Origin of the sequence: Xanthomonas translucens pv. undulosa, from assembly GCF_017301775.1 — a bacterium.
GTDB lineage: Bacteria > Pseudomonadota > Gammaproteobacteria > Xanthomonadales > Xanthomonadaceae > Xanthomonas_A > Xanthomonas_A translucens.
On sequence record NZ_CP063993.1, the window covers coordinates 523,140 to 535,489 of the forward strand.

The 12,350-nt window shown below is 69.5% G+C and carries 10 protein-coding genes; 4 read left to right on the top strand and 6 right to left on the bottom strand.

What is annotated here, in order from left to right; translation table 11 throughout:
- Nucleotides 1-73: 73 nt before the first annotated feature.
- The gene (locus tag ISN38_RS02050; RefSeq protein WP_003472072.1) at nucleotides 74-3,187 is read right to left on the bottom strand and encodes an efflux RND transporter permease subunit; all 3,114 of its coding nucleotides are present in this window, start codon (nucleotides 3,185-3,187) and stop codon (nucleotides 74-76) included.
- A 6-nt stretch (nucleotides 3,188-3,193) separates the two neighbouring features.
- Entirely contained in the window at nucleotides 3,194-4,348 is a 1,155-nt protein-coding gene (locus ISN38_RS02055) for an efflux RND transporter periplasmic adaptor subunit (RefSeq protein WP_003472074.1), read from the bottom strand.
- Between the two features lie 128 nt (nucleotides 4,349-4,476).
- Here ISN38_RS02055 and ISN38_RS02060 point away from each other — a divergent pair, with 128 nt between their 5' ends.
- Nucleotides 4,477-5,115 carry a TetR/AcrR family transcriptional regulator gene (locus ISN38_RS02060; RefSeq protein ID WP_003472077.1) on the top strand — a complete coding sequence of 213 codons (639 nt, stop codon included), beginning with the start codon at nucleotides 4,477-4,479 and terminating at the stop codon, nucleotides 5,113-5,115.
- 117 nt (nucleotides 5,116-5,232) lie between these two features.
- Here the strand turns inward: ISN38_RS02060 and ISN38_RS02065 are convergent, their stop codons facing one another.
- A complete protein-coding gene (locus tag ISN38_RS02065) occupies nucleotides 5,233-6,786 on the bottom strand; it encodes a protein adenylyltransferase SelO (protein WP_047324822.1) in 1,554 nt (517 codons plus the stop codon).
- Between the two features lie 221 nt (nucleotides 6,787-7,007).
- Here ISN38_RS02065 and ISN38_RS02070 point away from each other — a divergent pair, with 221 nt between their 5' ends.
- Nucleotides 7,008-7,904 carry an alpha/beta hydrolase gene (locus ISN38_RS02070; RefSeq protein WP_003472081.1) on the top strand — a complete coding sequence of 299 codons (897 nt, stop codon included), beginning with the start codon at nucleotides 7,008-7,010 and terminating at the stop codon, nucleotides 7,902-7,904.
- Between the two features lie 47 nt (nucleotides 7,905-7,951).
- Here the strand turns inward: ISN38_RS02070 and ISN38_RS02075 are convergent, their stop codons facing one another.
- From ISN38_RS02075 to ISN38_RS02085, 3 genes are all read right to left on the bottom strand, one after another.
- Nucleotides 7,952-8,647 carry a glutathione S-transferase family protein gene (locus ISN38_RS02075; RefSeq protein ID WP_047324821.1) on the bottom strand — a complete coding sequence of 232 codons (696 nt, stop codon included), beginning with the start codon at nucleotides 8,645-8,647 and terminating at the stop codon, nucleotides 7,952-7,954.
- A gap of 200 nt (nucleotides 8,648-8,847) precedes the next feature.
- Nucleotides 8,848-9,057 (bottom strand): cold-shock protein, encoded by a 210-nt coding sequence (locus ISN38_RS02080; RefSeq protein ID WP_003472086.1) that lies wholly within the window; start codon nucleotides 9,055-9,057, stop codon nucleotides 8,848-8,850.
- A 431-nt stretch (nucleotides 9,058-9,488) separates the two neighbouring features.
- Entirely contained in the window at nucleotides 9,489-10,394 is a 906-nt protein-coding gene (locus tag ISN38_RS02085) for a pseudouridine synthase (RefSeq protein WP_047324820.1), read from the bottom strand.
- 42 nt (nucleotides 10,395-10,436) lie between these two features.
- Between ISN38_RS02085 and ISN38_RS02090 the strand changes: the two genes are divergently transcribed.
- Both ISN38_RS02090 and ISN38_RS02095 read left to right on the top strand, forming a co-directional pair.
- Nucleotides 10,437-10,982 carry a YaeQ family protein gene (locus ISN38_RS02090; RefSeq protein WP_003472089.1) on the top strand — a complete coding sequence of 182 codons (546 nt, stop codon included), beginning with the start codon at nucleotides 10,437-10,439 and terminating at the stop codon, nucleotides 10,980-10,982.
- Nucleotides 10,979-12,175, top strand: coding sequence for a BaiN/RdsA family NAD(P)/FAD-dependent oxidoreductase (locus ISN38_RS02095; protein ID WP_003472091.1), 1,197 nt, complete (start codon nucleotides 10,979-10,981; stop codon nucleotides 12,173-12,175). The genes ISN38_RS02090 and ISN38_RS02095 overlap by 4 nt, the downstream gene beginning before the upstream one ends.
- Nucleotides 12,176-12,350: the final 175 nt, after the last annotated feature.

Below are 12,350 nucleotides of genomic sequence, written 5' to 3' on the forward strand. Positions count from 1 at the left end.
TCGCAGCGTGGGGAAACGCCCATTTTAGGCGCAATGCGGCCCCGTGCAGCGGCACCGCATGCGCATCAAGCGCCTACCCCGCCGGCGTGTGCACCGCCTGGCCATGCAGCAGGCGCCGCACCAGCACGAAGAACAGCGGCACCAGCAGCACCGCCAATGCGGTGCCGGAGAGCATGCCGCCGATCACGCTGACACCGATCTCGCGGCGGCTGGCCGCGCCGGCGCCGGTGGACAGCGCCAGCGGCAGCACGCCGGCGACGAACGCCAGCGAGGTCATCACGATCGGCCGCAGGCGCAGCCGCGCGCCTTCCAGCGCCGCCTCCAGCAACGGCCGCCCGGCACGTTGCTCGGCCTCGGCGAACTCCACGATCAGGATCGCGTTCTTCGCCGACAGACCGATCGTGGTCAGCAGGCCGACCTGGAAATAGATGTCGTTGACGAAGCCGACCAGGGTGGTCGCGACCACCATACCGAGCACGCCCAGCGGAATCACCAGCAGCACCGCCAGCGGGATCGACCAGCTCTCGTACAGCGCCGCCAGGCACAGGAAAATGAACAGGATCGAGGCGGTGTACAGCCACAGCGTCTGGTTGCTCGACAGCTGCTCCTGGTAGGACAGGCCGCTCCACTGCAGGTCGAAGCCCTTCTGCTTGGCGACCAGTTTCTGCATCCGCTGCATCGCCTCGCCGGAACTGCTGTCGGCCGCCGCGCCGCCCTGGATCTGCGCCGCCGGCAGGCCGTTGAAACGCTGCTGCAGCTGCGGCCCGCGGGTCCAGTGGGTACTGGCGAAACTGGCGAACGGCGCCATCTGCCCGTCCTTGCCACGCACATACCACTGGCCGATGTCTTCCGGCAGCGAGCGGTACGGCGCATCGCCCTGCACATAGACGCGCTTGACCCGGCCGCGATCGACGAAATCGTTGACGTAGCTGCCGCCCCAGGCGGTGGACAAGGTGCCGTTGATGTCGCCCTGCGCCAGGCCCAGCGCGCTGGCCTGGGCCTGGTCGATATCCACCTGCAGCTGCGCCTTGTCGCCCAGGCCGTTGAGCCGCACCGCGGTCAGCTGCGGATCGTCGCCGGCGTCCTGCAGCACCTGCTGCTGCGCCTTGAGCAGGGCCGCGCGGCCGGTGCCGTCGCTGTCGCGGATCCACAGCTCGAAACCGCTGGACTGGCCAAGGCCGCGCACCGCCGGCGGCGACAGCACGCTGACCTTGGCGTCGGCGGTGCCGCGGAAATACGCATTGGCGCGGTCGATGATCGCCTGCGCGGTGTTGTCGCGGTTGCGCTCGCCCCATGGCCGCAGCGCGACGAAGGCCTGGCCGGCGTTCTGCCCGGTGCCGGCGTTGTTGCGGCCGATCACCATGAAGACCGCGGTGATGTTGTGCTTCTCGTGGGCCAGGAAGTAATCGTTGATGCGCCGGCCCAGCGCCTCGGTCCTGGCCAGCGGCGTGCCCTCGGGCGTGGTGAACTGGATCTGCACCTGGCCCTGGTCCTCCACCGGCAGGAAGCCGGTCGGCATGCGCGCGTACAGCGCCGCCATCGCCAGCACGATCAGCACATACAGCACCATCCAGCGCCGCGGCTGCCGCAGCAGCGTGCCGAGCCGACGCTGGTAGGCCTGCTGGCTGCGCTCCACGCCGCGGTTGAACCAGCGGAAGAAGCGTCCGAGCTGGCGCTCCTTTTCCACCGGCTTGAGCAGGGTCGCGCATAGCGCCGGGGTCAGGGTCAGCGCGACCAGCGCCGACAGCGCCATCGCCGAGGCGATGGTGATCGAGAACTGGCGGTAGATGATGCCGGTGGAGCCGCCGAAGAACGCCATCGGCAGGAACACCGCGCCCAGCACCACGGTGATGCCGATCAGCGCGCCGGTGATCTCGCCCATCGATTGCTGGGTCGCCTCGCGCGGCGGCAGATGCTGCTCGTGCATGATCCGCTCGACGTTCTCCACCACCACGATGGCATCGTCCACCAGCAAGCCGATCGCCAGCACCATCGCGAACAGGGTCAGCGTGTTGATGGTGAAGCCGGCCGCGGCGAGGATGCCGAACGTGCCCAGCAGCACCACCGGCACGGTGATCGCCGGGATCAGCGTGGCGCGGCCGTTCTGCAGGAACAGGAACATCACCACCACCACCAGCACGATCGCCTCGATCAGGGTGTGCACCACGCCCTTGATCGAAATCCGCACGAACGGCGTGCTGTCGCGCGGATAGGCGACCTCCATGCCCGGCGGGAAGGTCGGCTTGAGCCGCTCGATGGCGGCACGCACCGCATCGGAGGTGGCCACCGCGTTGGCGCCGGAGGACAGCGTCACCGAGAAGCCGGACGCCGGATGGCCGTTGAGCGTGGCGCTGTTCTGGTAGTTCTCCGCGCCGATCTCCACACGCGCCACGTCGCCCAGGTGCACGCTGGAGCCGTCGGCCTGGGTGGCCAGGATGATGGCGCGGAACTGCTCCGCGGTCCGCAGCCGCGACTGCGCGGTGACCGTGGCGTTGAGCGCCTGCTCGGCGCCGGTCGGCAGCGCGCCCAGTTCGCCGGCGGTGACCTGGGTGTTCTGCGCCTCGATCGCGCTGCGCACGTCGCCGGGCATCAGTTTGTAGGCGTTGAGCTTGTGCGGGTCTAGCCACACGCGCATCGCGTACTGCGCGCCGAACACGTTGATCTCGCCGACGCCGTTGATGCGGCTGATCGGATCCTGCAGGGTGCTGATCAGGTAGTCGGAGATATCGACGTTGTCCAGGCGGTCGGTGCTGTCGTACAGCGCCACCGCCATCAGGCTGTCGCCCTGCGACTTGGCCACGGTCACGCCCTGCTGCTGCACTTCCTGCGGCAACCGGTTGAGCGCCTGGTTGACCGCGTTCTGCACCTGCACCTGGGCGATATCGGGATTGGCGGCCTGGTCGAAGGTGATGCTGATCCGCGCCTGCCCGGACGAGGAACTGGTCGAGGAGAAGTACAGCAGATGATCGATGCCCTTGATCTGCTGCTCGATCACCTGGGTGACGCTGTCCTCCACCGTCTGCGCCGAGGCGCCGTTGTAGGTGGCGGTGACGTTGACCGTGGGCGGGGCGATGTCCGGGTACTGCTCCACCGGCAGGGTGACCACGGCGATGGTGCCGGCGGCCATGATGCAGATCGCCAGCACCCAGGCGAAGATCGGGCGGGCGATGAAGAAGCGCGCGAGCATGCCGGCTCAGCCTTTGCCGGCGGCAGCGGCGGCCGGCTTGACCGTGACCTTGGCGCCGTCGCTGAGTCCCTGCCGGCCTTCCACCACCACCCGCTCGCCGGGCTTGAGCCCGTCGCCCACCAGCCAGCGGTCGCCGACCGCGCGCAGCGTGGTGAACTGGCGCTGGCGCACGATGTTGTCGGCGCCCACCACCCAGGCCTGCGCGTCGCCGCGCGGCGTACGGTCCACCGCCGCCTGCGGCACCAGCAGCGCCTGCTGGCGGATGCCCTGGCCGACGATCGCGCGCACGTACATGCCCGGCAGCAACTGCGCGTCGGGATTGGGAAAGCGTGCGCGCAGGGTCACGCTGCCGGTGGTCTCCTCCACGTCCATGTCGGCGAACTGCAGCGTGCCAGGCAGTGGGTAGTCGCTGCCGTCGGACAGCTTCAGGCGCACGTCGGCGGTCGCCGGCTGCACCCCGCCAGCCGCGATCGCGCGGCGCAGCGCCAGGAACTGGCTGCCGGACTGAGTGATGTCCACGTTCATCGGATCCAGTTGCTGGATCTTGGCGATCGCATCGGCCTGGCTGGCGGTGACCAGCGCGCCAGGGGTCACCCGCGCGCGGCCGATGCGGCCGCTGATCGGCGCCTCCACCGTGGCGAAGCGCAGCTGGGTGCGCGCGGTGTCCAGCGCGGCGCGGTTGGCGTCGCGGCCGGCCAGCGCTTCCTTGTAGGTGGCCTGGGCGTCGTCCACGTCCTGCTGCGCGGCCAGCCGGGTCTTGCCCAGTTCGCGATAACGCTCGGCACGCAGCTTGGCGGTGGCCAGGGTGGCCTCGGCGGTGGCCAGGTTGGCTTGCGCCTCGTTGGCCGCGGCCTGGTACAGGACCGGCTCGATCTGGAACAGCGGCTGCCCGGCACGCACCATCGCGCCCTCTTCGAACAGCCGCTTGCGCAGGATCCCGCCGACCTGCGGGCGCACTTCGGATTCTTGGGAGGCGGCGGTGCGCCCGGCCAGTTCGGCGCTGAGCGGCACGCTTTGCGGCTGCAAGGTCAGCACCCCCACGGTCCTGGCCTGCGCTGGCGGCGCGGTGCGTTCGCCTTTGCAGCCGGCGAGCGTGACGAGGGCGAGGCACAGCAGCAACGACAGCGTGCGGCGGGAACGCTGGACGAAAGGCGCGGACATGCGCTTGATCCTGGGAGCTGAGAGGAGGATCATTTAATTTACTTAAAGACAAATAAATAAGCATGAAGGATCGCACAATCGCCCGCGCGACGCCGCCTCACCCTGTCGCAGCAGCAGCCGAGACAGGCGTGGTTGCGCCGGCCGGCCGCCAGCGCGGGCGTCCGGCGCTGGCGCGGCCGCGGTTGTTGCGCGCCGCGCGCGAACTGCTGCTGGAGCACGGCCTGGAGGTCTCGCTGGAGCAGATCGCGCTGCATGCCGGGCTCACCCGGCAGAGCCTGTACAACCATTTCTCCAGCAAGGCCGACCTGTTGATGCAGGTGTTCGAGGTGCTGAACGAGGAACTGCAGGCGCAGTTGGAGAACATCGGCGATGCGGCCTCGCAGGACCTGCCGCGCACGCTGCAGCAGATCGCGCTGACCGTGCAGACGCACCTGTACGCGCCGTCCTCGCTGCGCCTGCATCGGCTGCTGGTGCAGGCCAGCGCGCAGATGCCGGACCTGCTGCAGTCAATGCACCAGCGCCGCACCGGGCGCCTGCGCCAGCGCCTGAGCGACCTGCTGCAGAGGCTGGATGCGCGCGGTGACGTCAGCGTGGCCTCGCCCATGCTGGCCGCCAGCGCCTTCATCGGCGCGGCGATCGGCTACGCCTACCCCGGCGCGATGCTCAATGGGCAGGCCCCGGATCGCGATAGCCAGCAGGCGCTGGCCGCGGAAGTGGTGGCCACGTTCCTTGCCGCCTGGCGCTATCGCGCAGCTGCGCCGCGCTGACGTCCTGCACGTCGCTTGCGCTGCCCGCGCCGCGCTTTTCACGGCGGGGTTTCAGCCCAGACGCGTTGCCGGCAAGGCGTCGCGGCTGCAGCTCCTGCTACAGCACGTCGCGCCTGGTCAGGAACTGCACGACAGCATCGAACAACCGGCGCGTTCGCGCGCCCAGTCCGGGCGCCGCGCCGCGAACCCCTCGCGTCCCGGCTGCTCGTCGTAGGGCCGGCGCAGCACGTCCAGCAATTCGGCGATGCCGTCGGCGTCGCCCTGCTCGGCCCGGTCGATCGCCTGCTGCGCCAGGTAATTGCGCAGCACGTAGCACGGGTTGGCCGCGCGCATCTTCGCCTCGCGCGCGGCCGCCGGCAGTGGATCGTCTCGCAGCCGCTGCGCGTAGCGCGCCAGCCAGGCCTCGAACGCCGGCGCCTGCGCGGCCAGCTTGGCCGGGTCGTAGAACGCATCGGCCAGGTCCGCCAGCATCGGCAGCTGCGCCGCGCTCAGCCCGCGGAACCATAAGGTCATGTCCACCTCGCCCTGCTGCAGCAACTGCAGCAGGTCCTGCAGCAGCGCCAGGTCGGCCGCGCCGCATTCGGCCAGGCCGAGCTTGGCGGCGGCGCTGTCGCGTTCGGCCTGCGCGTATGTGTCACGGAAACGCGCCAATCCGGCCTGCAGCGGCGCCACGTCGGCGAACAGCGGCGCCAGCGCCTGCGCCAGGCGCGTCAGGTTCCAGTACGCGATCTGCGGCTGGGTGCCGAAACGGTAGCGGCGGCCCTGCGCATCGGTGGTGTTCGGCGTCCAATCCGGATCGTAGTCGTCGATCCAGCCGTAAGGGCCGTAGTCGATGGTCAGCCCCAGGATCGACATGTTGTCGGTGTTCATCACCCCGTGCACGAAGCCGACCCGCATCCACTGCGCGACCATCGCCGCGGTGCGCGCGCAGACCTCGCCGAACCAGTCAGCGTAGCGACTGGCGCCGCACGTGCGCAGCGCGGGGAAATCGCGGTCGATCACGAAGTCGGCCAGTTGCCGCAGCAAGGCCGTGTCGCCGCGCGCGGCAGGCAGTTCGAAACTGCCGAAGCGCACGAACGACGGCGCGACCCGGCACACCACCGCGCCCGGCTCGGCACGCGGATGGCCGTCGTAGAACATGTCGCGCACCACGCGCTCGCCGCTGGCGACCAGGCTCAGCGCGCGCGTGGTCGGCACACCGAGATGGTGCATCGCCTCGCTGCACAGGAATTCGCGGATCGACGAGCGCAGCACCGCGCGGCCGTCGGCGCCGCGCGAATACGGCGTGCGCCCGGCGCCCTTGAGCTGCAGTTCCCAGCGTCGTCCGTCCGCGCCCAGCGCCTCGCCCAGCGCGATCGCGCGGCCGTCGCCGAGCTGCCCGGCCCAATGCCCGAACTGGTGGCCGCCGTAGTTCGCCGCATACGGCCGCATGCCCGGGTAGAGCGCGTTGCCGGCGAAGACCTCGGCGAACTGCGCCGCGAGCACCTCCTGCTCCGAGAAGCCCAGCATCGCCGCGACCTCGCGCGAGTGGGCCAGCAGCTGTGGCGCGGCCACCGGCGTCGGCGCGACCTCCGACCACAGCGCGCCCAATACCTCGCGCAGGCGCGGGCCGCGCTCGGGATCGCCGGGCAATTCGGCGGTAAAACGGTTGTCTAAGCGCAATGGCGGCATATGCGCCAGCTTACAGCCCTCTCCCGTCGGGAGAGGGGTTGGGGTGAGGGTCCGGCGCGAAGCGGCTCGCGGAGCGAAGTACACAAGACTGCGCCTGCAGCCGACACAGCGCATCCGCAGCCTCATCTCCCGCGTAGTTGCCTGCAGGACCGCCACACCATGCACTCGCTGCCGACATGCGCATGCGGCATGCTCCTGCTCCTTTCCCACAGGTACCGCCTATGTCCGAACGTTCGCCGTTGCCGCCGCGCTGGCCGCGCCACCTGCTGGTCGCGCTGTCCTCGCTGCTGGTCTCCGCCTGCAGCAGCGTGTTCTTCGCCGGCCTCAATGCCGGCTCCGGGCGCCACGGGCTGAGCGAGCAGCGCGGCATCGTGTTCGATGCAGCGCACGGCTTGAAGCTAGACGTCTACCGCCCGGCCGCAGCCAACGACGCGCCGGTGGTGGTGTTCTTCCACGGCGGCACCTGGAAGACCGGCAACCGCCAGCAGTACCGCTGGGCCGGCGAAGCGCTGGCGCGGCACGGCGTGGTCGCGATCGTGCCGGATTACCGCAAATACCCGCAGGTGACCCTGGACGGCTTCATGCACGACGCCGCCGCCGCCGTGGCCTGGAGCCAGCGCCATGCCGCTGAGCACGGCGGCGACCCGCAGCGGCTGGTGCTGATGGGACACTCCGCCGGCGCGCACATGGCCGCGCTGCTGGCCAGCGACGGCCGCTGGCTGCAGGCGCAGGGCCTGTCACCGCGGCAGCTATGCGGCCTGGTCGGCCTGGCCGGTCCCTACGACTTCCTGCCGCTGACCGATCCCGACCTGATCGGCATGTTCGGCCGCGACCCGGCACAGCAGCGGCGCTCGCAACCAGTCGCCTTCGTCGATGGCGACGAACCGCCGGCGCTGCTGCTGCACGGCGCCGACGACCGCGTGGTCGAACCGCGCGACAGCCAGTCGTTGCAGGCGGCCTTGCAACGCGCCGGCGTGCCCGCCGAACTGAAGCTCTATCCCGGCGTCGGCCACCTGCACCTGGCGTTGGCGCTACGCAAGGACGATCCGGCGCTGCCGGTCATGGCCGACAGCATCGCCTTCGTGCGCCAGTGCCAGCCACGCATGCCGCCGCCGTGAATCCGGCGCGGCGTGTCGAGCGCCCGCGCCGCGTGCAACGCCCGGCCTCAGCCGGCCTTGACGCTGCCGAGCAGCTCGAACGGCCCGCCCTGCTGCAGCGCGCGCCGGTAGGCCGGGCGCTGCTCGATGCGTTGCACGAAGCCGGCCAGGTTTGGATAGGCCTGCAGCCCGGCGCGTGCGGCCGCAGCCTGCACCGGGAAGCTCATCTGCACGTCGGCGGCGGTGAAGCGCTCGCCGGCGAACCAGCCGGTGGCGGCCAGCTCGCGCTCCATCCAGTCCAGGTGCAGCGTTAGCTGCGGGCCGACGAAGCCGTGCATCGCCTTGTCGACGATGGCGCGGGCGATCGGCCGCGCGAAGAACGGCATCTTCGCCGAACGGATGCGCCCGAACACCAGGCTCATCAGCAGCGGCGGCATCGCCGAGCCTTCGGCGTAATGCATCCAGTAGCGGTAGCGCAGGCGCTCGGGCGCCTCCAGCGGCTGCGGCGAAGGCGACAGCGCGCGCACGGTGTCGTAGCGCTCCACCAGGTAATCGAGGATCGCGCCGGATTCGGCCAACACGTGGCCGTCGTCGGCCAGCACCGGCGACTTGCCCAGCGGATGGATCGCGCGCAGTTCCGGCGGCGCCAGCATGGTCTGCGGGTCGCGCTGGTACTTGACCACCTGGTAGGGCAGCGCCAGTTCCTCCAGCAGCCACAGCACGCGCTGGGAACGGGACTGGTTGAGGTGATGGACGGTGATCATGGCAACGGCTCCGGAGGACGCGTGGCCGGCAATGGTAGCCGTACCCGGCGGCAGGCCGCGCATGCAACGCAGGCGCGGCTACGCCCCGATGCGACCGCGGGCCGATCGTGGCAACCGCGGCTCCACAGCGCACAAATGAAAAACGCCGAAAGCTTGCGCTCCCGGCGTTTTGGCAACCTTGATGCAGCTGGCGTCTAGATTTAGACGGCCTGCACCTGGTCAGCCTGCATGCCCTTCTGGCCCTGGACGGCGACGAACGTCACCTTCTGGCCTTCCTGCAGCGACTTGAAGCCGGTACCCTGGATGGCACGGAAGTGCACGAACAGGTCGGGGCCGCTTTCCGGGGTGATGAAGCCGAAGCCCTTGGCATCGTTGAACCACTTCACGGTACCACACTGACGATCGCTCATTTACTAACTCCTGAAACATTGAATTGAAAAAAATCGCAGCCACCGGGTATCGGGGCCGAGACTGAGTTGCAGGCGTTGGTAAAGCGGAACGATGAAGCGGATCGCGAGATCAACTGCACCAGGCCACGATTCACGGTGACCCTAGCAAACACAGTGGGGCCTACCATACGCGGGTCGTCCGCAAAAAGCGACAATTTTTATGTAGACAAACCGAGATCGCCCACAAAGATGCTGAACCTAGGCCTAAAGTTCGCGGCAGTGCCGTCGATACACCTGCTGCCTTACACAAATCGTGCAACCTCCCTGCCTTGCCGTGCATTTGACTGGATAGGGTGGCGGCGCACGCAATCACTGAAAGTCCCTCTCCCACCGGGAGAAGAGTTGGGGGTGAGGGTCCGGCGCGAAGCGTCTCACGGAGTTGGGGCGCATCGTCACGCCGGCGACCAGGCCAAGGTCTGCGCACTGGCGAAGTGGCGCGCCTGCCCACTGAGCGGATCGTCGAACGCCAGTCCGCACGCCAACAGCTGCAGCACACAGGCGCAGGCGTCATCCCCCTCCGCGCGCAACTGCGGATACAGCGTATCGCCCAGGATCGGCGCACCCAGCGCGGCCATGTGCACACGTAATTGGTGCTTGCGCCCGGTCACCGGCGCCAGCGCATAGCGCCACAGCGGTCCGTCGGGCGCGTCCAGCACCGCGATCCGGGTCAGGCTGTTGGCCTCGCCGTCGGCCTCGGCCATGCGGAAGAACGGCTCGCCGCGCACCAGCCGGCTCGCGCGCACCAGCGGAAACACCTGTCCCGGCAAGGCCGGAGCCAGCGCCTGGTAGGTCTTGGCGATGCGCCGCTCGCGGAACAACGCCTGGTACGCGGCGCGGCTGCCCGGATCGGCCGAGAACAGCACCAGCCCGGCAGTGGCGCGGTCCAGCCGGTGCAGCGGCACCAGCGCCGGATTGCCCAATCGCGCCACCAGCCGCGCCAGCAAGGTCTCGCGCAGATAACGCCCGGACGGAGTGACCGGCAGCCCATGCGGCTTGTCGGCCACCACCAGGTGCGCATCGGCGTGGACGATGCGCTCCACCGCGGCGATCGGCGCCTCGTCGGCAACCTCGCGAAAGTAGCGCACTTCCAGCCCAACCCGGTACGGCAGCGCCGCCGGCAGCGGCTGCCCGCGCGGATCCTGTACCCGGCCGCGATCGCAACGCTCCTGCCACTGCGCCCGCGACACCTGCGGGAAGCGCGCGCACAGCCCGTCCAGCAACGTCGGCCACGGCCCGGGCGGCAGCTGCCAGCGGCTCGGGGCCGGAACCAATGCGGACGGTGGGCGGGGATCGGACATCGCCACGCATTATCATGGCCGCCCTTTGATCCCGGTAGCCGCATGGCCCTCACCGCCACCCTCCGCAAGGCCGAGCTGCAGATTTCCGACATGGACCGCGGCTACTACGCGGCGCATTCGCTGACCCTGGCCCAGCACCCGTCCGAGACCGACCAGCGGCTGATGGCGCGGCTGCTGACCTTCGCCCTGTTCGCCGAGGAACGCCTGCTGTTCGGCAAGGGCCTGAGCAGCGACGACGAGCCGGACCTGTGGCGGATGGACTACACCGGGGCGATCGAGCAATGGATCGAGGTCGGCCAGCCCGACGAATCGCGCATCCGCAAGGCCTGCGGCCGCGCCCGCGAGGTGGTGGTGGTCAACTATGGCGGCCGCCTCGCCGACATCTGGTGGGAGAAGAACGGCTCCGGCCTGCTCAAGCTCAAGCCGCTGCAGGTGCTCGACCTGCCTAGCGACGCGGTCTCGGCGGCGGCCGAACTGATCCAGCGCAGCATGCGCTTCGACGTGGTGATCCAGGACGGCGAAGTGCAGTTGCTCGGCGACGAGGCCAGCGTCACCTTCACCCCGACGGTGCGCAAAGCCGCGGCATGAACGCGCGCGCCGAGCCTCTCCGCGTCGATGTCGCCGTCATCGGCGCCGGCGCCGCCGGGCTGATGTGTGCGCTGACCGCCGGCCGCCGCGGCCGCCGCGTACGGGTGATCGAGCACGCCAACAAGGTCGGCAAGAAGATCCTGATGTCCGGCGGCGGGCGATGCAATTTCACCAACACCGGTACCGGCCCGGGCAATTTCCTGTCTTCCAACCCGCACTTCTGCAAGTCGGCGCTGGCGCGTTACCGCCCGGCCGACTTCGTCGAGATGGTTGAGCGCCACGCCATCGCCTACCACGAGAAGGAACTGGGCCAGCTGTTCTGCGACATCTCCTCCAAGCAGATCGTGCGCATGCTGGTGGACGAATGCGAGGCGGCCGGCGTCAGTATCCAAACCCAATGCGGCGTGCGCGGCGTGGAACGCGGCAGCGAAGGGTTCCGCATCGACAGCGACGACGGCCCGCTGCACGCCACCTCGCTGGTGGTGGCCAGCGGCGGGCTGTCCATCCCCAGCCTGGGCGCCAGCGGCTTCGGCTACGAACTGGCCCGCCAGTTCGGCCACGCGGTGCTGCCGACCCGCGCCGGACTGGTACCGCTGACCCTCAGCGGCAAGCACCAGGAACGGTTGCAGGACCTGTCCGGACTGGCGCTGCCGGTGGAAGCCAGCTGCAACGGCGCCAGCTTCCGCAACTTCATGCTGATCACCCACCGCGGCATCAGCGGCCCGGCGATCCTGCAGATCTCCTCGTACTGGCAGCCGGGCGACGACCTGCGCCTGGACCTGCTGCCCGGGCAGAACGCGGCCGCGTGGCTGCGCGAACAGAAGCGCCTGCGCGGCGCCTCCGAACTGCGCACGGTGCTGGGCGAGGCGCTGCCGCGCCGCTTCGCGCAGCGCCTGTGCGAGGTGTGGTTGCCGGACAAGCCGGTGCGCCAGCTCGACGAACCGCAGTTGCGCGCCGCAGCCGCCTTGCTCGGCGCCTGGCCGCTGGTGGCCAGCGGCACCGAGGGCTACCGCACCGCCGAAGTCACCCTGGGCGGGGTGGACACCAATCAGGTGTCGTCGGCGACGATGGAATCGCGCCAGGTGCCCGGTCTGTACTTCGTCGGCGAGGTGCTGGACGTCAGCGGCTGGCTGGGCGGCTACAACTTCCAGTGGGCCTGGGCCTCGGGGCATGCCGCCGGCTCGGTGGTTTGAGGGCCGGGATGAGCAGCCATTCGGCTGTTGAAAGCGGGGATTCGGGATTGGGGATTCGCACAAGCGCGTTTCGGTGTTTGCACGCCGCCTCGGGGGGCCGCGAACGTTCAGACAAGCCGGCCCCGGGTTTGCGAATCCGCCATCCCTGCACCCCACATGGACGGCACAGTGGGCA

Excerpts from the sequence above, each read along its gene's own strand:
- ISN38_RS02050 (WP_003472072.1), bottom strand. The coding sequence starts at position 3,187 with ATGCTCGCGCGCTTCTTCATCGCCCGCCCGATCTTCGCCTGGGTGCTG.
- ISN38_RS02055 (WP_003472074.1), bottom strand. The coding sequence starts at position 4,348 with ATGTCCGCGCCTTTCGTCCAGCGTTCCCGCCGCACGCTGTCGTTGCTG.
- ISN38_RS02065 (WP_047324822.1), bottom strand. The coding sequence starts at position 6,786 with ATGCCGCCATTGCGCTTAGACAACCGTTTTACCGCCGAATTGCCCGGC.
- ISN38_RS02070 (WP_003472081.1), top strand. The coding sequence starts at position 7,008 with ATGTCCGAACGTTCGCCGTTGCCGCCGCGCTGGCCGCGCCACCTGCTG.
- ISN38_RS02075 (WP_047324821.1), bottom strand. The coding sequence starts at position 8,647 with ATGATCACCGTCCATCACCTCAACCAGTCCCGTTCCCAGCGCGTGCTG.
- ISN38_RS02080 (WP_003472086.1), bottom strand. The coding sequence starts at position 9,057 with ATGAGCGATCGTCAGTGTGGTACCGTGAAGTGGTTCAACGATGCCAAG.
- ISN38_RS02085 (WP_047324820.1), bottom strand. The coding sequence starts at position 10,394 with ATGTCCGATCCCCGCCCACCGTCCGCATTGGTTCCGGCCCCGAGCCGC.
- ISN38_RS02090 (WP_003472089.1), top strand. The coding sequence starts at position 10,437 with ATGGCCCTCACCGCCACCCTCCGCAAGGCCGAGCTGCAGATTTCCGAC.
- ISN38_RS02095 (WP_003472091.1), top strand. The coding sequence starts at position 10,979 with ATGAACGCGCGCGCCGAGCCTCTCCGCGTCGATGTCGCCGTCATCGGC.